At 59.6% G+C, this 24,082-nt stretch carries 20 protein-coding genes and 1 other RNA gene; 12 read left to right on the forward strand and 9 right to left on the reverse strand.

The features are described 5' to 3' along the window. Positions 1-35 precede the first annotated feature (35 nt). Together rprA and ydiK are read right to left on the reverse strand one after the other, a co-directional pair. An RNA gene (gene rprA, locus DTA24_RS11970) (antisense sRNA RprA) lies at positions 36-143 on the reverse strand. A 189-nt stretch (positions 144-332) separates the two neighbouring features. After that, complete coding sequence (ydiK, locus tag DTA24_RS11975; RefSeq protein ID WP_023322844.1) at positions 333-1,445, reverse strand: AI-2E family transporter YdiK; 1,113 nt, start codon at positions 1,443-1,445, stop codon at positions 333-335. A 218-nt stretch (positions 1,446-1,663) separates the two neighbouring features. Here ydiK and DTA24_RS11980 point away from each other — a divergent pair, with 218 nt between their 5' ends. From DTA24_RS11980 to DTA24_RS11990, 3 genes are all read left to right on the forward strand, one after another. Next, complete coding sequence (locus DTA24_RS11980; protein ID WP_110226700.1) at positions 1,664-4,720, forward strand: FAD-binding and (Fe-S)-binding domain-containing protein; 3,057 nt, start codon at positions 1,664-1,666, stop codon at positions 4,718-4,720. Then, complete coding sequence (gene menI, locus DTA24_RS11985) at positions 4,717-5,127, forward strand: 1,4-dihydroxy-2-naphthoyl-CoA hydrolase (RefSeq protein ID WP_008804450.1); 411 nt, start codon at positions 4,717-4,719, stop codon at positions 5,125-5,127. The genes DTA24_RS11980 and menI overlap by 4 nt, the downstream gene beginning before the upstream one ends. A 203-nt stretch (positions 5,128-5,330) precedes the next feature. Beyond that, on the forward strand, positions 5,331-5,579 hold the full coding sequence (locus tag DTA24_RS11990) for a GlsB/YeaQ/YmgE family stress response membrane protein (RefSeq protein ID WP_002909014.1): 249 nt from the start codon (positions 5,331-5,333) through the stop codon (positions 5,577-5,579). Positions 5,580-5,676: 97 nt separating this feature from the next. Here the strand turns inward: DTA24_RS11990 and DTA24_RS11995 are convergent, their stop codons facing one another. Further along, positions 5,677-5,997, reverse strand: a complete 321-nt coding sequence (locus tag DTA24_RS11995) for a hypothetical protein (RefSeq protein WP_012967847.1) — start codon at positions 5,995-5,997, stop codon at positions 5,677-5,679. A gap of 599 nt (positions 5,998-6,596) precedes the next feature. Here DTA24_RS11995 and DTA24_RS12005 point away from each other — a divergent pair. Then, positions 6,597-7,577 carry a DUF1852 domain-containing protein gene (locus DTA24_RS12005; RefSeq protein WP_008804452.1) on the forward strand — a complete coding sequence of 327 codons (981 nt, stop codon included), beginning with the start codon at positions 6,597-6,599 and terminating at the stop codon, positions 7,575-7,577. Positions 7,578-7,600: 23 nt separating this feature from the next. Further along, complete coding sequence (locus DTA24_RS12010) at positions 7,601-8,632, forward strand: methionine synthase (protein ID WP_008804453.1); 1,032 nt, start codon at positions 7,601-7,603, stop codon at positions 8,630-8,632. Positions 8,633-8,716: 84 nt separating this feature from the next. Here the strand turns inward: DTA24_RS12010 and DTA24_RS12015 are convergent, their stop codons facing one another. The 5 genes from DTA24_RS12015 to DTA24_RS12035 form a co-directional block, all read right to left on the reverse strand. Next, positions 8,717-9,904 (reverse strand): MFS transporter, encoded by a 1,188-nt coding sequence (locus DTA24_RS12015; protein ID WP_164481365.1) that lies wholly within the window; start codon positions 9,902-9,904, stop codon positions 8,717-8,719. A 56-nt stretch (positions 9,905-9,960) separates the two neighbouring features. Next, the gene (locus DTA24_RS12020) at positions 9,961-10,722 is read right to left on the reverse strand and encodes an ABC transporter ATP-binding protein (protein WP_110196289.1); all 762 of its coding nucleotides are present in this window, start codon (positions 10,720-10,722) and stop codon (positions 9,961-9,963) included. After that, complete coding sequence (locus tag DTA24_RS12025) at positions 10,722-11,759, reverse strand: FecCD family ABC transporter permease (protein ID WP_012541383.1); 1,038 nt, start codon at positions 11,757-11,759, stop codon at positions 10,722-10,724. Before DTA24_RS12025 ends, DTA24_RS12020 begins: the two co-directional genes overlap by 1 nt. Further along, a complete protein-coding gene (locus DTA24_RS12030; protein ID WP_012967850.1) occupies positions 11,759-12,757 on the reverse strand; it encodes an ABC transporter substrate-binding protein in 999 nt (332 codons plus the stop codon). The genes DTA24_RS12025 and DTA24_RS12030 overlap by 1 nt, the downstream gene beginning before the upstream one ends. A 158-nt stretch (positions 12,758-12,915) precedes the next feature. After that, positions 12,916-13,827, reverse strand: a complete 912-nt coding sequence (locus DTA24_RS12035) for a LysR family transcriptional regulator (protein ID WP_012541385.1) — start codon at positions 13,825-13,827, stop codon at positions 12,916-12,918. A gap of 96 nt (positions 13,828-13,923) precedes the next feature. Between DTA24_RS12035 and DTA24_RS12040 the strand changes: the two genes are divergently transcribed. The 4 genes from DTA24_RS12040 to DTA24_RS12055 all read left to right on the forward strand — a co-directional run bounded on the left by DTA24_RS12040 (position 13,924) and on the right by DTA24_RS12055 (position 19,910). Next, positions 13,924-14,919 (forward strand): NAD-dependent epimerase/dehydratase family protein, encoded by a 996-nt coding sequence (locus tag DTA24_RS12040; RefSeq protein ID WP_032735932.1) that lies wholly within the window; start codon positions 13,924-13,926, stop codon positions 14,917-14,919. A gap of 94 nt (positions 14,920-15,013) precedes the next feature. Next, positions 15,014-15,628: a TetR/AcrR family transcriptional regulator gene (locus tag DTA24_RS12045; protein WP_012541387.1), complete on the forward strand. Its 615-nt coding sequence runs from the start codon at positions 15,014-15,016 to the stop codon at positions 15,626-15,628. Between the two features lie 74 nt (positions 15,629-15,702). Continuing rightward, complete coding sequence (locus tag DTA24_RS12050) at positions 15,703-16,812, forward strand: efflux RND transporter periplasmic adaptor subunit (RefSeq protein WP_032730648.1); 1,110 nt, start codon at positions 15,703-15,705, stop codon at positions 16,810-16,812. After that, entirely contained in the window at positions 16,809-19,910 is a 3,102-nt protein-coding gene (locus DTA24_RS12055) for an efflux RND transporter permease subunit (protein WP_072122346.1), read from the forward strand. Before DTA24_RS12050 ends, DTA24_RS12055 begins: the two co-directional genes overlap by 4 nt. 55 nt (positions 19,911-19,965) lie before the next feature. Here the strand turns inward: DTA24_RS12055 and lldD are convergent, their stop codons facing one another. Continuing rightward, complete coding sequence (gene lldD / locus DTA24_RS12060) at positions 19,966-21,150, reverse strand: FMN-dependent L-lactate dehydrogenase LldD (protein WP_064171091.1); 1,185 nt, start codon at positions 21,148-21,150, stop codon at positions 19,966-19,968. A gap of 379 nt (positions 21,151-21,529) precedes the next feature. Here lldD and DTA24_RS12070 point away from each other — a divergent pair, with 379 nt between their 5' ends. The 3 genes from DTA24_RS12070 to sufB all read left to right on the forward strand — a co-directional run bounded on the left by DTA24_RS12070 (position 21,530) and on the right by sufB (position 24,068). Then, positions 21,530-21,727 (forward strand): hypothetical protein, encoded by a 198-nt coding sequence (locus DTA24_RS12070; protein WP_004203090.1) that lies wholly within the window; start codon positions 21,530-21,532, stop codon positions 21,725-21,727. A gap of 473 nt (positions 21,728-22,200) precedes the next feature. After that, positions 22,201-22,578, forward strand: a complete 378-nt coding sequence (gene sufA / locus DTA24_RS12075; RefSeq protein ID WP_039103820.1) for a Fe-S cluster assembly scaffold SufA — start codon at positions 22,201-22,203, stop codon at positions 22,576-22,578. Between the two features lie 2 nt (positions 22,579-22,580). After that, positions 22,581-24,068: a Fe-S cluster assembly protein SufB gene (sufB, locus tag DTA24_RS12080; RefSeq protein WP_008804465.1), complete on the forward strand. Its 1,488-nt coding sequence runs from the start codon at positions 22,581-22,583 to the stop codon at positions 24,066-24,068. Positions 24,069-24,082: the final 14 nt, after the last annotated feature.

Here is a 24,082-nt window from a genome sequence, read left to right on the forward strand (position 1 = left end):
CCTGTTGCAGGCTGTCCGGTGTGGCGATGCGCAGGACAAAAAAAAGCCCATCGTGGGAGATGGGCAAAGACTACACACAGCAATTCGTTGTTTCACTCAGGGGATTTCCATGCTTATAAATCAAGGTGTTGATTTATAACCGTGAGCTAATAGTAGGCAGCGGGGCCTTTGCCGTCGATCAGATTCCTCTCAATAGTTAAATTGTTGTGAAGGACCGGGGGAGGAAAGCGAGGGGAATGGCGCTCAGGGCCAGCGCGTTGCCGGCGATCAATAAATTTTGCTTAACAATAGGCGGGCAAGGAAACAGGCGGGTCTCCCCGCCTGCCAAGGCATTACTTGCGCCCAGCCTCCAGCTCGCTAAGCTCTTCGAGGACGACATCGGGGTCTTTCGGCGGCGGCGGCACTTCGTGTACCCAGGCGTCATACAGACGCCAGGAGACGGCCAGCAGCACTGGACCGATAAACAGACCGATCATGCCGAAGGCGATCAGTCCGCCAATGACGCCGGTAAGGATGAGGATCATCGGCAGGTCGGCGCCCATACGGATAAGCACCGGACGAATGACGTTGTCCATGGTGCCAACCACGCAGCTCCACACCAGCAGCACGGTCCCCCAGGTGGTGTCCCCGCTCCAGTAAAGCCAGATAATCGACGGCACCAGAACCAGCAAAGGGCCGAGCTGGACCAGACAGGTAAAGATCATCACCACGGTCAGCAGAGCGGCGTAGGGCACGCCGGAGATGGCAAGGCCGATCCCGCCCAGCACCGCCTGAGTAAGGGCCGTCACCACCACGCCCAGCGCCACGGCGCGCACGGCCTGGCCGGCCAGCAGCACCGCCGCATCGCCGCGTTTGGCTGCGAGGCGTGTAGCGAAGTAGCGGAAACCATAGGCCACCTGCTCGCCGCGCCAGTAGAGCAGCGCGCTGAACAACAGCATCAGACCGCAGTAGACCAGCAGCTTGCCGATGTGCGCCGCTTGCCCGACAAACCAGCTGGTGGTAGTGCCAATATAGGGGCGAACCTTGGCCATAATCGCCGAGCCGCCCATATCCAGCAGGCCATGCCAGGCGGAATACAGCTTATCGCCGACCAGCGGCACGCTGTTCAGCCAGGCGAAATCCGGCAGCGTCACATTTCCACTGCTGATAAGTTTGATCAGCGGGACGCTGTTATCCACCAGGCTGTTGACCAGCAGAGCAATAGGAATAACGAATAACAAAAACAGCAGCAGGGTCATCGCCAGCACCGCCAGCAGTCGTTTGCCAAACAGCACGCGCTGCAGACGCAGCAGCACCGGCCAGGTGGCGATCACCACCGTACCGGCCCAGGCGAAGGACAGAATAAACGGCTGCACAACCCACAGGCAGGATATGATAATCAGGGCCAGGAACAGCACCGACAGCAGTATTTGCGGAATGTCCCGAGGCTGATGGGGGTTTATCATAGAGAAATTTTACCTTTCCAGTCGCGCCAAAAAGCTGGCGCCGCGTAAATCCATGTACTGATAATAATATCAATAATATTGCCGGGCTGATTTTGCACAGAAAACACGTGGGCGCATATGAAAAAAATGTGATAAAAAGTTGAATGCGCTACGCAAACGTTTAGTTAGCACCAACACAATATTTTCAAACACAACATAGTCAGGCAGGGTCAAGTGTGATGATCCCACAAATTTCTCAGGCACCAGGGGTAGTTCAGCTGGTGCTGAATTTTTTGCAGGTACTGGAGCAACAGGGTTTTACCGGCGATACCGCCACCAGCTATGCCGACAGGCTGACGATGGCCACCGACAACAGCGTCTATCAGCTGCTGCCGGATGCGGTCCTTTTCCCGCGTTCTACGGCGGACGTGGCCTTGCTGGCGCGCGTCGCCGCCGAACCGCGCTTTACATCGCTGGTCTTCACGCCGCGCGGCGGCGGCACCGGCACCAACGGCCAGGCGCTGAACGGCGGGATTATTGTCGATATGTCCCGCTATATGAATCGCATCATCGAGATTAACCCCGAAGAGGGCTGGGTGCGCGTTGAAGCCGGGGTCATCAAAGATCAGCTGAACCAGTTTCTTAAACCCTATGGTTACTTCTTTGCACCTGAGCTTTCCACCAGCAACCGCGCCACGCTGGGCGGGATGATAAACACCGACGCGTCCGGACAGGGATCGCTGGTGTACGGTAAAACGTCGGATCACGTGCTCGGTCTGCGAGCTGTGCTGATGGGCGGCGATATCCTCGACACCCAGGCGGTGCCAGTAGCGCTGGCGGAGACGCTGGGCAACACCCCATCGACGATTGGCCGGATCTATAACACGGTCTACCAGCGCTGCAAGACGCAGCGTGAACTGATCATTGATAAGTTTCCTAAACTTAACCGCTTCCTCACCGGGTACGATCTGCGCCATGTCTTTAACGATGAGATGAGCGAGTTCGATCTGACCCGTGTTTTAACCGGTTCGGAAGGCACGCTGGCGTTTATTACCGAAGCGCGGCTGGATATCACCCGCCTGCCGAAGGTGCGCCGTCTGGTCAACGTTAAATATGACTCCTTTGACTCCGCGTTGCGTAATGCGCCATTTATGGTGCAGGCGAAAGCGCTGTCGGTGGAGACTGTCGACTCCAAGGTACTGAATCTGGCGCGCGAGGATATCGTCTGGCACTCGGTAAGCGAACTGATCACCGACGTGCCGGATAAAGAGATGCTCGGGCTCAATATCGTCGAATTCGCCGGGGATGACGCTACGCTGATTGACCAGCAGGTCACTACCCTGTGCCAGCGGCTGGATGAGCTGATGGCCGGCAGCGAGGCGGGCGTCATCGGCTGGCAGGTCTGTCACGATCTCGATGGCGTAGAGCGGATCTACGCCATGCGCAAGAAGGCCGTCGGCCTGTTGGGCAATGCCAAAGGCGCCGCCAAGCCTATTCCTTTCGCTGAAGACACTTGCGTACCGCCTGAGCATCTGGCGGATTACATCGTCGAGTTCCGCGCGCTGCTCGACAGCCACGGCCTGAGCTACGGCATGTTTGGCCACGTTGATGCCGGGGTGCTGCACGTGCGCCCGGCGCTGGATATGTGCGATCCGCAGCAGGAGGTGCTGATGAAGCAGATCTCCGATGACGTGGTGGCGCTGACGGCGAAGTATGGCGGCCTGCTGTGGGGCGAACACGGCAAAGGCTTCCGCGCGGAGTACAGCCCGGCCTTCTTTGGCGAGGCGCTGTACGGCGAACTTAGGAAGATCAAAGCAGTCTTCGATCCCGATAACCGCCTGAACCCAGGGAAAATCTGTCCTCCGGAAGAGGTCGACGCGCCGATGATGAAAGTCGATGCGGTGAAGCGCGGCACCTGGGATCGGCAGATCCCCATCGCGGTGCGCAGCAGCTGGCGCGGGGCGATGGAGTGTAATGGCAACGGGTTGTGCTTCAACTTTGACGTCAAGAGTCCGATGTGTCCGTCGATGAAAGTCAGCAACCAGCGCATCCACTCGCCGAAAGGGCGCGCGACGCTGGTGCGTGAATGGCTGCGCCTGCTGGCCGACCGCGGCGTCGATCCCAACCAGCTGGAGAAGGCGCTGCCGGAGCAGGGCGTCAGCCTGCGTTCGCTGGTGGCGCGCACGCGGAACAGCTGGCATGCGCGTAAAGGGGAATATGACTTCTCGCACGAGGTCAAAGAGGCGATGTCCGGCTGTCTGGCCTGCAAAGCCTGTTCGACCCAGTGCCCGATCAAAATCGATGTGCCCGAGTTCCGTTCGCGCTTCCTGCAGCTGTATCACAGCCGCTACCTGCGCCCGGTACGCGACCATCTGGTGGCCTCGGTCGAATCCTATGCGCCGCTGATGGCGCAGGCGCCGAAGACCTTTAACTTTTTTATTAACCAGCCGTGGCTGAAAAAGCTGTCGGAGAAGCACATCGGGATGGTCGATCTGCCGCTGCTTTCGGCGCCGTCGCTGAAGCAGCAGATGGCCGGCCACCGCTCTGCCAACATGACGCTGGAGCAGCTCGAAGCGCTGAGCGCTGAGCAGAAAGCGAAGATGGTGCTGGTGGTGCAGGATCCGTTCACCAGCTACTACGACGCCCAGGTGGTGGCTGACTTTATTCGCCTCGTCGAAGCGCTAGGCTATCAGCCGGTGCTGCTGCCATTCTCGCCGAACGGCAAAGCGCAGCATATCAAAGGGTTCCTCACCCGCTTTGCTCGCACCGCGCAGAAGACGGCTGACTTCCTCAATCGCGTGGCGCAGCTTGGCATGCCGCTGGTCGGCGTCGATCCGGCGCTGGTGCTCTGCTACCGCGATGAGTATAAGCAAACCCTTGGCGATAAGCGCGGCGATTTCCAGGTGCTGTTAGTCCATGAGTGGTTGCCGAAGGCGTTGACGACCGCCGCCCGTCCCGAACAGGGAGGCGAGCCCTGGTACCTGTTCGGTCACTGTACGGAAGTGACCGCGCTACCGGCGGCGACAAAACAGTGGGCAGAGATTTTTGCCCACTTTGGCGCGAAACTGGAAAACGTCAGCGTTGGGTGTTGCGGGATGGCAGGGACCTATGGCCATGAAGTGAAAAACCATGCCAACTCGCTGGCCATTTACGCGCTCTCCTGGCAGCAGGCGATGCAGCGGCTGCCGCGTAACCGCTGTCTGGTGACGGGCTACTCCTGCCGCAGTCAGGTGAAGCGCATTGAAGGCAGCGGCGTTCGCCATCCGCTGCAGGCGTTACTGGAGATAATAGGATGATTTGGAAACGTCAGGCCACGCTGGAGCAGCTCAACCGGCTCGGTGAGGGAAACATGGTAGGGCTGCTCGATATTCGCTTTGAGACCTTTACCGACGATACGCTGGAGGCCACGATGCCGGTGGATAGCCGTACGCAGCAGCCGTTTGGCCTGCTGCACGGCGGGGCCTCGGTGGTGCTGGCGGAGACCCTGGGGTCGGTAGCGGGTTATCTGTGCAGCGAAGGCGAACAGAAGGTGGTGGGGCTGGAGGTTAACGCCAACCACATTCGTTCGGCGCGCGGGGGCCGGGTGCGGGGGGTCTGTAAAGCGCTGCATGTCGGCACTCGTCATCAGGTCTGGCAAATCGAAATCTTCGACGAACAGTCGCGATTATGCTGTTCATCGCGGCTAACCACCGCAGTAATATAAGCCATGACCGGGAGGCGAATAGCCTCCCTTTTTTCAGGGTAATAAACGGTAACGGGTTTGTCAGGACCAGAGATTTTGTCGCACGGACCACCCTGCAGCGGCAAGGAATTATCTAATAAATATATTATTGCCGATCCACTCGCGTTATATATGCTACTCTTTTCAATACTAAATGCTTAAAGGTAACAAGAGGACGGTTAACCATGGGTATTCTTTCCTGGATCATTTTTGGACTTATTGCCGGTATTTTAGCCAAGTGGATTATGCCGGGGAAAGACGGCGGCGGGTTTATTGTGACCGTTATTCTGGGGATCATCGGCGCCGTGGTTGGCGGCTGGATCAGTACCCTGTTTGGTTTTGGCAAGGTCGACGGGTTTAATTTCGGCAGCTTTGTGGTCGCGGTAATCGGCGCGCTGGTCGTGCTGTTTATCTACCGGAAAGTGCGCAGTTAAATCTCTGCCATTCTGTTTCATTCTCGTTAACAAAGCTGCCGCGATAAGCGGCAGCTTTTTTTATTGCAGTGCCCAGGTCAGGCGACCCGCGCAAGGGCTATTGCCCGTCGGCATCCCCGGTAACGGGCACCACCTCAACGTGAACTTCGTAGTGCTTCGCCGGGCTGGCCGGGATCAGCGCGGTCAGTTTGTTAATGGTTTCTGCCGGCGTATCGGTCGCTACCGTGGCCGAAAACAGCACCGGTCTGTGCGGCGGAAGCTGCGGCGGGAACGGCGGCAGGGGGCCACGGCCCATCTCCAGCGGGGGGCGGGCCCCGTTATCAACGGCGGGCGCCGGGACGTCGGTTTTATCGGCCGCAAAGGCGCTGGCGGCGGCAACCGCGGCGATGGCGAACAGGGCAGTCAAAGCTTTTTTCATCTGGTATTCCTCGATTAGCAAGTACCAAAAGAGTAGAGGGCGGCGGCAGGCGGGACAATCCCATGCGACGCGAATCCTCTGAATCTCCTTTTTTCTTCGCGAATGTGAAGGTCAGATGAGAGCTTGTGTCATTGGGGAAGCATTTTAGTTCAGCAGTACGCTCATAATCAGCAGCACGGCCATGCACATCGACATAATACTGATATCAACAATCATTCTTTACGACAAAAGCTCCAGCAAACGGGTACGGCACGGCGGCGACGTCAAAGCACGTATTATAGTGGTTAAAGATTGTACCCTGGCATATATTCACTGGACAAATGATTATTCGCCAGACGTTGCCCGCGCCTGACCATAGCGCCATGACCACGACCGGTTCCACACCTTGCAACCAGCGTTCAGCGGAGCAACATGAGGATGGCTCATGTTGCAATGAATTTAAGTCGCTTTCCCTCCACCGCCGACTCTGGCAAAAATAGACTCATTAACGAATCAACAACATTTATCGGTTGAAGCGCGCCAGGCCTGACCCCGCGTTGCTTGTGGAATGGCAATCTGCTCATTCAGCTTCATACCCAACACCAGAATGGACAATCGCCATGACTAACGAATTTACCTATACGATTAAGCGCAGTCGTTTTGATGAAAACTATAACCCCGCGGAAAATACGCGTATTACCACCAACTTTGCCAATTTAGCCAGAGGGGAGAACCGTCAGGAAAATCTGCGCAATACGTTAATCATGATGAATAACCGGTTTAATACCCTGGCGCACTGGGATAATCCTCATAACGATCGCTATGCGGTGGAACTGGATATTATTTCTGTCGAGATGAATATTGCTCAGGATGGCGCCAGCTTCCCGGTGATAGAGATCCTGCAAACGCATATTGTCGATAAAAAGAGCGGAGAGCGCCATGCCGGTATCGCCGGTAATAACTTCTCCTCCTATGTGCGGGATTATGATTTTAGCGTGCTGCTGCTGGAACATAATAAAAACCGGGGTAGCTTTAGCGTGCCCGATAACTTTGGCGAGCTGCATGGCAATATCTTTAAGGATTTCGTGCAATCCAGCGCCTATAAGGCCAGCTTCAGCAAGGCGCCGGTGATTTGCCTGAGCGTCTCCAGCAAAGATGTTTACCGGCGTACCGGTAATGAACATCCGGTCCTCGGCATTGAATATGCTCAGGAAGGCGTGTCGCTGACGGAGCGCTATTTCAGCAAAATGGGCCTGCAGGTGCGCTATTTTATGCCGAAGCACAGTGTCGCGCCGTTAGCCTTTTATTTTACCGGCGATCTGCTTAGCGATTACACCAGCCTGGAGCTGATCGCGACCATCAGCACGATGGAGACGTTCCAGAAAATATACCGCCCGGAGATCTACAATGCCAATTCCGCGGCGGGGCAATACTATCAACCCAATCTCAACCACCTGGATCATTCATTAACAAAAATTGTTTATGACCGGGAAGAGCGCAGCCTGTTGGCGATAGAGCAGGGTAAATTTACACAACAACATTTTATCAACCCGCACAAGACGTTGCTTGAGCAATGGTCTGCTAACTTCGCGCTTTGCTAAACCAAAATAAAAGGCTACTTATTATGAAAACATGGCTTCCGACATCGACCGCCGGCAGTTTACCGAAACCGTCCTGGCTGGCGCAGCCAGAGACCCTGTGGTCGCCCTGGAAACTGTCCAGCGAGGAATTACTGGCCGGCAAGCGCGATGCCCTGCGTTTGTCCCTCGACGACCAGCTGCGTGCCGGGATCGATATTGTCAGCGACGGCGAGCAAACGCGGCAGCACTTTGTCACCACCTTTATTGAGCACCTCAGCGGCGTTGATTTTGCCAAACGCGAGATCGTGAAAATTCGTAACCGCTATGAGGCCAGTGTTCCAACCGTGGTGGGCGCCGTGGAGCGCCAGAAACCGGTCTTCGTGGAGGACGCGCGCTATCTGCGTCAGCTCACCAGTCAGCCGATCAAATGGGCGCTGCCAGGCCCAATGACCATGATCGACACGCTGTATGACAACCACTATAAAAGCCGGGAAAAGCTGGCCTGGGAGTTCGCCAAAATCCTTAATCAGGAAGCGAAAGAGTTAGAGGCCGCCGGGGTCGATATTATTCAGTTCGATGAGCCGGCCTTCAACGTCTTCTTTGATGAAGTCAACGACTGGGGGATCGCCGCCTTAGAAAGAGCGACCGAAGGGCTGAAGTGTGAAACGGCGGTGCATATCTGCTACGGCTACGGCATCAAGGCGAATACCGACTGGAAAAAAACGCTGGGTTCTGAGTGGCGACAGTATGAGGAGGCCTTCCCGCAGCTGCAGAAATCCTCCCTCGATATTATCTCTCTCGAGTGCCACAACTCGCGGGTGCCGATGGATCTGCTGGAACTGATCCGCGGTAAAAAGGTGATGGTCGGGGCGATCGATGTCGCCAGTCATGCTATCGAAACCCCGGAAGAAGTGGCTGAAACCCTGCGCAAGGCGCTGGCGTTCGTCGATGCCGACAAACTCTACCCGTCCACCAACTGCGGTATGGCGCCGCTGCCGCGCCATGTCGCGACCGGCAAACTGCATGCCCTGAGCGCCGGCGCCGAGATCGTTCGCCGCGAGCTGGCGGCAAAGTAAGGCGGGGCGCATTCCCGTTATCTTCCCCTGGCGGTGTCACTCATCGCCGGTTCACCTCCTGAGCGGGCTGTTGCCCGCTCAGCGTCATGTTGCCGCCAGCGGGCGGCAGATCGTCCGCAGGGCGACGGCACTGCACAGCGGAAACAGCGCCAGCAGAAGCCAGGGATAAACCGCCTGCGGCGAGGGGGTGAGCGCCTGGTCAAGCAAATGACCGAGCAGTAAATTTCCGGCTAACACCGCGCAACCCCCCGCGGTGGCGAGCGCCCCGTAGTGGGCGCCCAGCGTCGACTCATCGGCGAACAGCGGGATCAGATCCTTGGCTGAGGGCACCAGCAACATCTGGCCGAGGGTGAGCAGCGTGACAAAGCAGGCCGACGGCAATAATCGCAGCCAGCCTTCGGCGGGCGGGGTGGCGGCAAATAACGCCACGCTGACAAAAGAAGCCGACAGCAGCAGAAAGCCCACCGGCAGGATGCGCACGGCGCCAATTCGTCGGGCGAAGCGGGCGAGAGGGAGCTGCAGGGTGATAATCAACAGCGAGGCCAGCATAAAGAGCGGCGCCAGATCCTGCTCACGACCGCCGGAACGTTGGATCTCCACCGGCAGGGCGAGGTACAGCTGGTTGTAGCTCAACAGCCAGGAGCTGTAGGCGAGAATAAACGCGACAAAGCGCGGCTGGCGCAAAGGCATCCACCATGGGACTCGTCTGCGCGTTGTTGTCGTGTGCCCGTCGGCGGGCAGACAGAAAAAGAGCACCAGCAGCGCCAGGAGAAAGATTCCCGCGCCGGCGAGGGCGATATGCCGAAAGCCGATCCCGCTCAGCAGCCATCCGGCCACCGGGCCGATAACCGCCCCCAGCTCACCGCACACCGCAAACAGCGCAAACCACTCGGCGCGGCTGCGTTTCCCGTTGGCCTGGCTGTGGGTACCGGTCCGCGCCAGCAGGGCCTCGATCGACGGGGAAAACAGAGCGCCGCCGACGCCGGTCAGGCAGGCGCCGAGGATAATGGGCCACAGCGACGTAGCGCACGCCAGCAGCAGATAACCGGCGACGCGAACGACGCAGCCGGCGAGGATGATGGCCTTAGCGCCATAGCGGTCGGCCAGCGTCCCGCCGATGATAAACATGCCCTGCTGAGAGAAGGTGCGCAGCCCGAGGATCAGGCCGATAAGTCCCCCCGAGAGCAGCATGTCGTCGCGCAGGAAGAGGGCGAGGAAAGGAACGACCGCGTAAAAGCCAATATTAAAAACGAACTGACTTCCCAGTAACACGGGAGGCCAGAGGGTTGCCGCAGGGCGCAGGGAGAAGAGAGGCATATCCGCCCAACCTAAACGATGAAATGAATGTGTTTTTTACCGTGGTAAGGGGAGATCTCGATTTTGGTTTTCACCCGGAAAACGTCCCACAGCAGCGCTTCGGACAAAATCTCCTCCGGCGTCCCGCTGGCGAGGATCTGCCCCTGCTGCATCACGATCAGCGAATCGCAGAACATCGCGGCATGGTTAAGATCGTGAATGGCCACAATGCTGGTCACCGGCAGCTCGCTGATCAACTGCATTAACTGCATCTGATGGTGTATATCCAGATGGTTGGTAGGCTCATCCAGCAGGATTTCGCTCGGGCTCTGCGCCAGCGCGCGGGCGATATGCACCCGCTGCCGCTCGCCGCCGGAGAGGCTTAACCATCCCTGCTCGCTTTTCTCCAGCATCGCTACCCGCTGCAGCGCGGCGGTGATCGCCTCATCATCCTGAGCGCTCCAGTTTGAAAACGGGGAGTGGTGGGGAATGCGCCCCAGGCGCACGACGTCGCGCACCCGCATATTGGCCTCGGTCATGCCGTGTTGCTCGACGAAAGCCACGCGGCTGGCGAGCTGCTTTTTCGCCATCCGGGTGATGTCCTGGCCGTCGAGGGTGACGCGACCCGCATCCGGGCGGCGCAGGCCCGCCAGAACGCGCAGCAGCGAGGATTTGCCGCAGCCGTTGGGCCCCAGCAGTCCGACCGTTTCGCCGCGCGACACCCGCAGCGAGACATTATTGACGATGACCTTTTTGCCTGCCTTCCAGGTGATATTTTCAGCGCAAATACTCATCACTTATTCCTTGAGCGGTAGATAATCACGGCAAAGAAAGGCACCCCAACCAGGGCGGTTACCACCCCAACGGGCAGACTCTGCGGGGCAATCAGCAGGCGCGACGCAATGTCCGCCAGCACCATCAGGATCGCCCCTGCCAGCGCGCTGGCGATCAGCAACGTCCGGTGTAGCGGGCCAAAGAAGAAGCGCATCACGTGCGGCACCACCAGGCCGACAAAGCCGATCGAGCCGGCCATACTGACGATGGTGGCGGTGATCAGCGCCGCGGTGGTGAAGAGGATCAGGCGTACCTGTGGCACGGCAATCCCCAGCGAGGCGGCGGCATCATCGCCGAAGGTGAATGCATCCAGCGCCCGGGCATACCACAGGCAGACCGCCAGGCCCGCGAGCACCACCACGATGACCAGCTGGAATTCGGGCCAGCGGACGCCGCTGAAGCTGCCCAGCAGCCAGAACATCACATCGCGCGCCTGCTGCGCGCTGGCGGAGGTGCTGATGGTGTAAGCCGTGATGGCGTTAAATAACTGCGATGCGGCAACGCCCGCCAGAATCGTACGCTCATTGCCGCCGCGCGCGCCGTTAGTCAGCAAGGCGACAAAGGCGAAGGCGGCGAAGGCCCCGGCAAAGGCGCCTGCCGAGAGGGAAATCGCGCCAGCGCCAAGGCCCAACACCACGATCGACACCGCGCCGGTGGAGGCCCCGGCGGAGACGCCGAGGACGTAGGGTTCCGCGAGGGCATTTTTCAGCAGGCTTTGCAGCACGACGCCGCAGATAGCGAGGCCTGCGCCGCAGCAGGCGGCGACCAGCGCGCGGCTGAGGCGGAAATCCCAGATCACGCTCTCATAGATACGGTTGAGAGGCTCAGCGGTTAAGCCGGTTCTGTTGCTGATAGCGTAAAAGACATTCTGCAGCGGGATGGCCAGCTCGCCGACGCTGACGCCCACCGCTATCACCAGCGCCAGCACGATCACGGCCAGTAAACACCAGCCGGTGAGCAGCATGCTGCGGCGCGTCTGAAGCACGGCGACGCTCATCAGTTCAGCCCCATTTTTCTCAGCTGCTCGCCCACCTGTTCCGCGCCATAAAGCGTGCGGATGGTCGGGTTCATCGCCTGACCGTCCATGACCACGATATGGCCTTTTTTCACGGCCTCCAGCTGGCTGACGGCGGGATCGCTTTTGAGGAATTTGATCTTCTCCTCGGCCTTATCCAGCGCCCAGCGGTTACGATCCAGGCTGGAGACCACGATCACATCCGGGTTGGCGGCAATAATGCTCTCCCAGCTCACCGTGGGCCACTCGGTTTCGGAGGTAATCGCATTATGTCCGCCCAGCACACTGGCGATAAATCCGGAGGCGCTGTTTTTGCCGCCAACATAGGCATCGGCCGAAGGTGAGGCGCTGGAGAACCAGAAGACGAAGGAGAGATCCTTTTTGCTTTTACCAAACTCCTGGCGCAGGTCGGCTTCACGTTTTTTGAAATCGGCAATCAGCGCCTGACCACGATCTTCGACGTTGAAAATGCGGGCAAAATCGCTAATTTCCTGATACAGCCAGGTCATATCCCACAGCTTTTGCCGGCTGCCGTACATATCGCCGGTGGCCTTTTTGGTGGCGCACATCCCCGGTGAGACGTAGCTGTTTACGCCGACGGTAGCGAGATCTTCACGCTTAGCGACTTTGCTTTCCGGCCCCAGTAGCAGAGGTAACTGGGCGGGAACGAAATCGGGATTTTGCGCCAGCACGGATTCCAGGCTCGGAATTTCCACCGTCAGGGTTTTAATCTTCGCGTTTTGCTCAGCCAGCTGCGGTAAAACGCTGGTCGGCCAGAAGGCGCTGGCGACCACCTGCTTTTGCAGCCCGAGCAGCAGCAGAATTTCGACCGTATTTTGCCCCAGCGCGACCACGCGCTCCGGCGGCCGGGTGAAGGTCTCCTGATAGCCACAATTTTCAATCGTCAGGGGGTAGGTTGTTGCCAGCGCGGAACTGACGGCGGTGAACATCAAGCCTAACGCGCAGAGGACCTTCTTCATTAAACGCTATCCTTGTAAACAGGCGAGTGGATGACCAGCAAATGGGAGTAATGCAAATGAAACTCATTATTGGGGCGGGGTTTTATACAATGCCATATTTACAGTGTCAATGAGTGACTATTTCGGCAGGCAATGAAATGCCCGCGCGATGGGGCGGATCAGCTCGCCAGTGGGCCACGAATATACGCCTGCAACCCCTGGGCGAGAAAATCAAATACCCGCTTACAGGCTGGGCTGTGGCGCAGATCCTCATGCATTACCAGCCAGGTATCGAGATTCAGGGAAAAGTCGGCCGCCAGCACTCGCTGCAGGGGAATAATGCCATCCGCAAGGGGCACCTGGCAGATGCCGATCCCAGCTCCGGCGCGGATCAGGCTCAACTGGGCGAGGTCGCTATCGGTCCGCATCGCGAACGCTTCGCGCTGAAATCGGGGGTAAGCCTGCAGGGCCCGGCGAACAAGTGGGGTGGCGCTATCGAAACCAATCAGCGCGTGGCTGGCCAGATCGTCGAGGGTAGCGGGCAGGCCCTGGCGCGTCAGGTAGGCGGCGGTGGCATGTAACCCAAGCTCGATCCTGCCGAGACGGCGGGCGATAAGCTGCTCCTGCTGCGGGGCGACCATCCGCACCGCAATATCCGCCTCCCGGTGAAGCAGATCCTGAAACCGATTGGAGAGCATCAGTTCGATGACGATATTCGGGCACGCCTGCCTGAGCCGGGCAACCAGCGGCGGCAGCACCTCGGCGCCGACCACCTCGCTGGCTGCCACCCGCACCACGCCACGCAGTTCGGTTCGGTCGCGACTAAAGTTAGCCGCCGTGCGTTCCAGCGCCCGGGCGGTATTGTCCATCGCCTCGGCGTGCACCCGCAGCGCCAGCGCCGCGTCGGTCGCCAGCAGGCCGGTCTGCGAGCGGGTAAATAAGGCCTGGCCGAGCGCGGCCTCCAGCCCGGCAATATGGCGCCCCGCCGTCGGCTGGGTGATGTTCAGGGTGCGCGATGCGCCCGATAAGGAACCTTCCTGCAGGACGGCGAGAAAGGTTCGGTACCACTCCCAGGGAATAGAGGTATTCATACAAAAATGTATAGCTGCTCGATGATGGTATGCAATTTCATTTGATATGAGCGGCAGGTAGGCTGTCAAGCATCCATTAGCGAACGGGGAAAGAGGATGAACAGCAGCGGCAAAGTACTTATTCTGGGAGCAAGCGGGGGGATTGGCGGGGAAGTGGCGCGCCGGCTGGTGGCGGACAACTGGCAGGTTCGGGCGCTGAAGCGCGGCGCTCAGATTCGCGGTCCCGCAGATGGCATGCAGTGGATAGCCGGCGACGCGCTGAATGCCGGGCAGGTTGCGGCGGCGGCTGCCGGTTGCGACGTTATCGTCCATGCGGTCAATCCGCCGGGCTACCGGCACTGGCGGCAACAGGTACTGCCCATGCTGCACAACACCCTGCAGGCCGCCGAACAACAGCGGGCGTTAGTTGTTCTGCCCGGCACGGTCTACAACTATGGACCGGATGCCTTTCCGCTGATTGCTGAAGCGGCCCCTCAGCAACCGGTGACCCGCAAAGGTGCCATCCGGGTGGAGATGGAGCTGGCGCTGGAGGATTACGTGCAGCGCGGCGGCCGGGCGTTGATTGTTCGGGCGGGCGATTTTTTTGGTCCACGCGCCGGAAATAACTGGTTTTCTCAGGGGCTGGTCAAGCCAGGTCAGCTTCCCCGCGTCATTAGCCGCCCCGGGGCGATCGGCGTCGGGCATCAGTGGTCTTATCTGCCCGACGTCGCCGACACCATCGCCGCGCTGCTGGCCCGCAGGCATGAGCTTGAGCCGTTTGCTCGTTTTCATATGCAGGGCCACTGGGACCCGGATGGCAGCGAAATGAGTCAGGCGATCCAGCGGGTGGTCGCCCGCTATGGCGGCCGAGCGGCAGTGAAGTCTTTTCCCTGGTGGCTGGTAAAGCTGGCGGCGCCCTTTAACGCCACCCTGCGGGAAATGGTCGAGATGCACTATCTCTGGCGTCTGCCGGTACGCCTGCGCAACGATAAACTGGTTGATTTTTTAGGTGCGGAGCCGCATACCCCACTCGACAGCGCGGTGCTTCAGACGCTGCAAGGCCTGGGTTGTCTGCCCGCCGGCGCGATAAACACCGAGGTGCGCGAGGCGTGACGCGGCGAGAGGTTCACAGAACGGACGTTATTGTGACCAAATCATAATAACGTCACTCGTTGTCAAACGATAGCGATCGCATTAAGCTAAACGGATGACGAAAAATACCCCCACCCCTGCAAGCCGTGGTCCCCATGACCACAGCGTTCGGGACCAGATTCTTGACGCGGCCATGGCGCACTTTAGTCGCTATGGCTACGAGAAAACGACGGTCACCGATCTCGCCAAAGCGATAGGCTTTTCCAAAGCCTATATCTATAAATTCTTTGACTCCAAGCAGGCGATTGGCGAGGCGATTTGCGCCAGCCGGCTGGAGAAGATCATGGTGGCCGTCAGCGCGGCTATCGCCGATGCGCCGTCCGCCAGCGAGAAACTGCGCCGCCTGTTCCGGGCACTGACCGAGGCCGGCAGTGAACTGTTTTTTGAGGATCGCAAACTGTACGACATCGCCGCCGTCGCGGCGCGTGATAGATGGCCTTCAACGGAACAGTATGCCGGTCATCTGCAGCAGCTGATTGGTCAAATCCTTGTCGAAGGCCGCCAGGCGGGTGAGTTCGAGCGCAAAACCCCGCTGGATGAGGCGACCCTGGCGGTCTATATGGTGATGTGTCCTTTCATCAACCCGGTGCAGTTGCAATACAATCTCGACACCGCGCCCACCGCGGCGGTGCTGCTTGCCTCCCTGATCCTGAGAAGTCTCTCCCCCTGATTAGTGACTATTGACTTTATTGGTCACTCGTCTGAGAATGCGGTCACTGTCCGGTCTTTTCATTAAGGTGACCCATGCTCAGGCTCAATGCCGTCCATCTTGCCGTCTGCCTCCTGCCGCTGGCCCTCGCGGGCTGCGGCGAACCTGCCGATCATGACGATCCCCGCACCCGGCCGCCGCTGGTCCGGGTGGCGACCGTCGAGCGCGCGGAGGCCAGCTCGCGGGCCTTTACCGGCGTGGTGGTCGCTCGTACCCAAAGCGATCTCGGCTTCCGGGTATCGGGAAAAATCCTTGCCCGGCTGGTGGAGACCGGGCAGAGCGTCAAGCGCGGTCAACTGCTGCTGCGTCTGGATCCGGCTGATTTAACCTTGCAGGCGCAGTCTCAACAGCGGGCCGTGGATGCCGCGCGGGCGCGAGCCAAAAAGGCGACCAACGATCTGGCCCGCTATCGCGGCCTGGTGGCGAGCGGCGCCGTCTCGGCCGCGGAATTCGACCAGGTTAACGCAGCGGCAGAGGCGGCGAGAGCCGACCTGAGCGCGGCCCAGGCGCAGGCCAATGTGGCGCAAAACGCCACCGGCTATGCCGGACTGCTGGCGGACGCTGACGGCGTGGTGGTGGAAACGCTTGCCGAACCGGGGCAGGTGGTCAGCGCCGGACAGGTGGTGATCCGCCTGGCGCGGGCGGGGCAGCGCGAAGCGCGGGTGCAGCTTCCGGAGACGCTGCGCCCGGCGGTCGGCAGCGAGGCGCTGGCGACACGCTATGGCAGCGAATCTCAGCCGGTCACGGCGACCCTGCGACTGCTTTCGGACGCGGCTGACGCCACCACCCGCACCTTTGAAGCGCGCTATGTGCTGAACGGGGCGCTGGCGAATGCGCCGCTGGGGTCTACCGTGACCCTGCGTATCGGCAGCGACCAGGCGCCAGGCCAGGTGCTGGAGGTGCCCCTGGCGTCGCTCTACGATCCGGGCAACGGCCCTGGCGTCTGGCGCATTGCCTCGCGTCCGGCCACCGTCTCCTGGCAACCGGTGACCGTGCTCGGCCTGAATGATGAAACGGCGCGGGTGACCGGCCCGCTGAAGCCCGGCGAGCCCATCGTCGCCCTGGGCGCCCATCTTCTGCACCAGGGCGAGGCGGTGCGTCTGGCGGAACGACGCGAGCATAATGCCGCCGGGAGCCAGCCATGAGCGCCGGGCGTTTTAATCTCTCCGCGCTGGCCGTCCGCGAGCGGTCGGTGACCCTGTTTTTGATTATCCTCATCTCCGTCGCCGGGCTGGTGGCGTTCTTCGGACTCGGGCGGGCGGAAGATCCGCCCTTCACGGTCAAGCAAATGACGGTCATTACCGTCTGGCCCGGCGCCACCGCGCAGGAGATGCAGGATCAGGTCGCCGAGCCGCTGGAAAAACGGCTCCAGGAGCTGAAGTGGTACGATCGCACTGAGACCTATACCCGCCCTGGTATGGCGTTGATCACCTTGTCGCTGCAGGATCAGACTCCGCCGTCCGAGGTGCCGGAGCAGTTTTATCAGGCGCGCAAAAAGCTCGGGGATGAGGCGAAAAACCTGCCTGCCGGCGTCTCCGGCCCGATGATGAATGACGAATTCGCCGATGTCACCTTTGCCCTCTTTGCTCTGAAAGCGCGGGGAGAGCCGCCGCGGCAGCTGGTGCGTGACGCTGAAGCCCTGCGCCAGCAGCTGCTGCATGTACCCGGGGTGAAAAAAGTGAATATCCTCGGCGAACAGGCGGAGCGCATTTATCTCTCCTTTTCTCATGATCGTCTCGCCACCCTGGGCCTTTCGCCAGAGGCGATTTTTGCCGCGCTGAACAGCCAGAATGTGCTGACCGCCGCCGGGGCCATTGAGACCCGGGGCGGGCAGATCTTTATCCGCCTCGACGGGGCGTTCGACCGCCTGCAGCAGATCCGCGACACGCCGATTATTGCCGGGGGCAGAACGCTGAAACTGGCCGATGTCGCCACGGTTGAGCGAGGGTATGAAGATCCCGCGACCTTCCTGATCCGCAATCAGGGCGAACCGGCGCTGCTGCTGGGGGTGGTGATGCGCGAGGGCTGGAATGGTCTGGCGCTGGGGAAAGCGCTGGACGCCGAAACGGCCAGCATCAATCAGAGCCTGCCGCTCGGCATGTCGTTGACCAAAGTGACCGATCAGTCGGTGAATATCAGCGCCGCAGTCGATGAGTTCATGATCAAATTCTTTGTCGCCCTGCTGGTGGTGATGGCGGTGTGCTTTGTCAGCATGGGGTGGCGCGTGGGGGTGGTGGTCGCGGCGGCGGTGCCTTTAACCCTGGCCGTGGTGTTTGTGGTAATGGAGGCGACCGGCAAAAACTTCGACCGCATCACTCTCGGCTCGCTGATCCTCGCCCTGGGCCTGCTGGTGGATGATGCCATCATTGCCATCGAAATGATGGTGGTCAAAATGGAGGAGGGGTACGACCGCCTCAAAGCCTCCGCCTATGCCTGGAGCCATACCGCGGCGCCCATGCTGGCCGGTACCCTGGTGACGGCCGTGGGCTTTATGCCCAATGGATTTGCGCAGTCCACCGCCGGGGAGTACGCCAGCAACGTGTTCTGGATCGTCGGTATCGCGCTGATTGCCTCCTGGATTGTGGCGGTGATTTTTACCCCCTGGCTGGGGGTGCACCTGTTGCCGGACAGAAAGCCCGCGGCGGCAGGCCACGCCGCGCTGTATGACACCCCGCGCTATCAGCGCTTCCGTCGGCTGCTGACCCGGGTTATCGCCCGCAAATGGCGCGTGGCCGCCAGCGTGGTGGTGCTGTTTATGGTGGCGATACTGGGAATGAGCGTAGTGAAAAAGCAGTTTTTCCCCACCTCCGATCGTCCGGAAGTACTGGTTGAAGTACAGATGCCTTACGGGTCGTCGATTATCCAGACCAGCGCCGCGACGGCGAAAATTGAGCACTGGCTGCAGCAGCAGTCGGAGGCGAAGATTGTCACCAGCTATATCGGCCAGGGCGCGCCGCGCTTTTACCTGGCGATGGCCCCGGAGTTGCCCGATCCCTCCTTTGCCAAACTGGTGGTGTTGACCGACGGTCAGGACGCCCGCGAGGCGCTCAAGCGGCGGCTGCGGGAGGCGGTGGCCAATGGCCTGGCGCCGGAAGCGCGGGTGCGCGTCACTCAGCTGGTCTTTGGCCCTTATTCGCCCTATCCGGTTGCCTGGCGGGTGATGGGGCCCGATCCGCACACCTTGCTCGACATCGCCGAACGGGTTAAATCGGTGCTGCAGGCCAGTCCGCTGATGCGCACCGTCAATAGCGACTGGGGTTCGCGGGTGCCGGTGATGCATTTCAGCCTCAATCAGGACCGGCTGCAGGCGAGCGGACTCAGCTCCCAGTCCGTCGCCCAGCAGCTGCAGTTCCTGCTGTCAGGGATCCCCATCACCACTGTTCGGGAAGATATTCGCGCCGTGCAGGTCATCGGCCGCGCGGCGGGCGATATCCGTCTGGATCCGGCGAAAATCGCCGACTTCACCCTGGTGGGCAGCGGCGGGCAGCGGGTTCCCTTGTCACAGATTGGCGACGTGTCGATCAGAATGGAGGACCCGCTGCTTCGCCGTCGCGATCGCACGCCGACCATCACCGTCCGCGGAGATGTCGCGGATAACCTGCAGCCGCCGGATGTCTCCACCGCGCTGATGAAATCGCTGCAGCCCATTATCGACTCGCTGCCGCCGGGGTATCGCATCGAGACGGCGGGGTCGATCGAGGAGTCAGGCAAAGCCACGCGGGCGATGGTGCCGTTATTTCCCATCATGATCGCCCTCACGCTGCTGATCATTATCCTGCAGGTGCGTTCGCTGTCGGCGATGGTCATGGTTTTCCTGACCGCGCCGCTGGGGCTGATTGGCGTGGTGCCGACACTGCTGCTGTTCAATCAGCCGTTTGGCATCAATGCTCTTGTGGGCCTGATCGCCCTGTCGGGGATCCTGATGCGCAATACGCTGATCCTGATTGGCCAAATCCACCATAACGAACAGGCAGGGCTCGATCCGTTCCACGCGGTGGTGGAGGCGACAGTACAGCGCGCCCGCCCGGTTCTGCTGACCGCGCTGGCGGCGATCCTGGCGTTCATTCCGCTCACCCATTCGGTCTTCTGGGGAACGCTCGCCTATACGCTGATTGGCGGGACGCTGGGGGGAACCATCATGACCCTTATTTTCCTGCCGGCCATGTACGCGATCTGGTTCCGCATCCGACCTCAGCCCCCGGCTGACGCAGTGCAACACCCGGCGCTGCACCCGCAGGGGTAATTCCCTCTTGCCGGACCTGGCCGATAAACGCGGTCAGGCCCGGCCCCGGGCAGCGTCAGGCGGGTAAGGATACCGGCACCGCATGAGTGCGATGTTGATCCTGTTCGAGACGGTCAAGGCAATCGAGGCTGATGGCCGATGGCGAGGTCGCGCCGGTGAGGGTCATGGTGACCTTCATATCCTCGGCAAATAAGCGCAGCAGATGCGCCACGCCCGCTTCGCCCGCCGCGGCCAGGGCATAAATATAGGCCCGTCCGAGCAGCACGCCCTTCGCGCCGAGGGCCAGCAGGCGAATGACGTCCACGCCGGAGCGCACCCCGGAATCAGCAAGCACCGTCAGATCGTCGCCAACCGCATCCACCACCCTTGGTAGCGCCCGGGCAGTGGGGATGGCGCCATCGAGCTGTCTGCCGCCATGATTCGACACCACAATGCCATCGGCGCCGAGGCGCACGGCATTGCGCGCATCGTCGGTATCGAGGATCCCTTTGATGATTAATTTCCCTTGCCAGCTGTCGCGGATCCACTCCAGATCGTGCCAGGCGATGGACGGGTCGAAGTTGTTGCTGATGAACCCCATGTAGTCGTCCATGGTCATTTTGTGGCCGGTGTAGGCTTCGATATTACCGAACGACAGGGGCCTGCCCGCCAGCCCGACGCTCATTGCCCAGCGTGGATGAGTACAGGCCTGGAGATACTGTCGCAGGGTGGCGTGCGGCCCGGACATGCCTGATCGATTATCCCGATACCGCGAGCCGGGGATCGGCATATCGACGGTGAATACCAGGGTTTTCATGCCGGCGGCCCACGCGCGCTCCAGCGCATTACGCATGTAGCCGCGATCTTTCAGCACGTACAGCTGGGACCAGAGTGCGCCGCTGGCCTGGCTCGCCACCTCTTCAATCGAGCAGACCGACACCGTGGACAGGGTGTACGGGATCCCGGCGCGGGAGGCGGCGCGGGCCGCCTGAACTTCGCCGCGGCGGGCGTACATCCCGGTGGCGCCGACGGGCCCCAGCGCCACGGGCATCGCCCATGAAGCATCAAGGATCGTGGTGGCCAGCGTCGGTTCGCCCGCCCCGCACAGCACGCGCTGGCGAAGGGCTACCGAGGCAAGCTCGGTGGCGTTGGCGTTCATGGTATTTTCCGCCACCGCGCCACCGTCAATATAATCAAAAAGGAAGCGGGGCAGACGGCGACGAGCGGCTTCGCGATAATCGCTGGGGGCTGAAACAATCATTATTATGTCCTTATATCTTTTAACCTAAGTGGATGTTCTGCAGGCAAAAAAACTATAGGCTTCTAAAAACCGGTGGGGAAATGAAATATTAGCATCCCAGCTATTCCCTGCTGGAATAATCTGGTTTTATCGCTGAGGCTGTTATTTCCTTTTTTTACTCTTCGGCGCGCGCGTTATTTTTATTTATTTCCGCGCAACGTGAAGCTGGCAAAATAAAGACCCGGTATGAGGCGGCAGCGCTTTGCGCCATCGCCACCAGGGGGAAGGAGAGGTCAGCGCGGCGCCTGCGTTTTCCGGGAGGTGTAAAGAAGATGAATTTGAAATTGAGCTGGTGGTATCTTTTGCTAGCCTTTCTCTGGAGGACAGACGGAGCGACACCATGAAAGATAAAGATGAACAAACGGCATTGATTGGCATGGCCATCGGCGCGGCGGTCATTAGCTTAGTGGCTACACAGAAGCAGATTAATCAGGGGAGTATCGTGGATGAACTGGTGAGACTGGGCAGACAGAAGGGGGACGGGGTGGAAGATGAGGTTTTTGTTCAGGCCGCCCGGCTGGTCAGAAAAGGCACCTAGCCAACCGCGACCCTGCCTGGCAATCCATTTACCCGTTTCATCACAGTTTTCATTCCCTGGATCGCGGCCTGGCGAGCGGCGATTGTTGCTTTCCGAAAGCGTCACGGACTGGCGCTTTCTTATCCTGACCACCGGACCTGCGCCTTCTCGGCCTTGTTGGCCTTTAGGTGACACTGTCACTTTTCCTTCTCCAGGCTGTGCGATAAACAGGAACCGGGTCATCTGCTATTGCATAAATCGGTATTTTCGATACATCTTTACCATTGCGTGCGAATATAGAACGATTTCAGAATAACATATTATAAATCAAAAGATTAAGTTGACCCTGCATACCCTGATAATCCCCGGGCGAGGGTCTATGCTTATAAAAAGCGCTAAATGGGGCAATACCCCTGCTGCAGATGGGTTGAAGTGATAATCATTATCACTAACATGGCGGTATGCCTTGATGGCGCCAACCTGGAGGTCTATCGATGGAAGTACAAGCAGGAACCTTTAATCCCGCCGATTTTAGCTGGCAGGGACTGACCATGACGCCGGCCGCTGCCGCGCATATTCGCGATCTGATGCGCAAGCAACCGGACAAAAAAGGGCTGCGGCTGGGGATAAAAACCAGCGGCTGCGCCGGTTTTGGCTATGTGCTCGAAATGATTGCCGAGCCGGCAGCCGACGATCTGCTCTTTGAACATGACGGGGCGAAGCTGTTTGCGCCGCTGCAGGCGATGCCGTTCATTGACGGCACGGAGCTCGATTACGTCCGGGAAGGTTTAAATGAAATCTTTAAATTTCATAACCCGAAAGCGCAGCACGAGTGCGGCTGTGGCGAAAGTTTTGGGGTGCAGGCGGAGTAACTATGTCGCGTAATACTGAAGCAACTGACGATGTCAAAACCTGGACCGGCGGCCCGCTCAATTATAAAGAGGGCTTTTTCACCCGGCTGCAGACCGATGAGCTGGCCAAAGGGATTAATGAAGAGGTGGTCCGGGCCATTTCCGCCCGTCGCAATGAGCCGCAGTGGATGCTGGAGTTTCGGCTCAATGCTTTCCGGGCATGGCTGGAGATGGAGGAGCCGCACTGGCTGAAGGCGCATTACGATAAGCTGAATTATCAGGACTACAGCTACTATTCCGCCCCCTCCTGCGGCAACTGCGATGAGACCTGCGCTTCAGAGCCGGGCGCGGTGCAGCAGACCGGGGCCAACACCTTCCTGACCAGCGAGGTGGAAGAAGCCTTTAACCAGCTGGGCGTGCCGGTACGTGAAGGGCGCGAGGTGGCGGTGGACGCCATATTCGACTCGGTGTCGGTGGCGACCACCTACCGCGAAAAGCTGGCGGAGCAGGGGATCATCTTCTGTTCTTTCGGCGAGGCGATCCACGACCATCCGGAACTGGTGAAAAAGTATCTGGGTACCGTGGTGCCAGGCAATGACAACTTCTTCGCCGCGCTGAACGCCGCAGTGGCTTCGGATGGCACCTTTATCTATGTGCCGAAGGGCGTCCGCTGCCCGATGGAGCTGTCGACCTATTTCCGCATCAACGCCGAAAAGACCGGGCAGTTTGAACGCACCATTCTGGTGGCCGATGAAGGCAGCTACGTCAGCTATATTGAGGGCTGCTCGGCGCCGGTGCGCGACAGCTATCAGCTGCATGCGGCGGTCGTTGAAGTCATCATCCATAAAGATGCGGAAGTGAAATACTCCACGGTGCAGAACTGGTTCCCCGGCGACAACAACACCGGCGGCATTCTCAACTTCGTCACCAAGCGTGCGCTGTGCGAAGGGGAGAACAGCAAGATGTCATGGACCCAGTCGGAAACCGGCTCGGCCATCACCTGGAAATACCCCAGCTGCATTCTGCGCGGCGATAACTCGATCGGCGAATTCTTCTCGGTAGCGCTGACCAGCGGTCACCAGCAGGCGGACACCGGCACCAAAATGATCCATATCGGCAAGAACACCCGCTCGACCATCATCTCGAAAGGGATCTCCGCCGGACACAGCCAAAACAGCTATCGCGGGCTGGTCAAAATCATGCCGACCGCGACTAACGCCCGCAACTTCACCCAGTGCGATTCGATGCTGATCGGCCCGGACTGCGGGGCGCATACCTTCCCGTATGTGGAATGCCGCAACAACAGCGCCCAGCTGGAACATGAAGCGACCACTTCGCGGATTGGCGAAGATCAGCTGTTCTACTGTTTGCAGCGCGGGATCAGCGAAGACGATGCCATCTCGATGATCGTCAACGGTTTCTGTAAAGACGTCTTCTCCGAACTGCCGCTGGAGTTCGCCGTCGAAGCGCAAAAATTGCTGGCCATTAGCCTTGAACATAGCGTCGGCTGATAATTAAGGAAAAA

Origin of the sequence: Klebsiella sp. P1CD1, from assembly GCF_003790505.1 — a bacterium.
Taxonomy (GTDB): Bacteria; Pseudomonadota; Gammaproteobacteria; order Enterobacterales; family Enterobacteriaceae; genus Klebsiella; species Klebsiella variicola.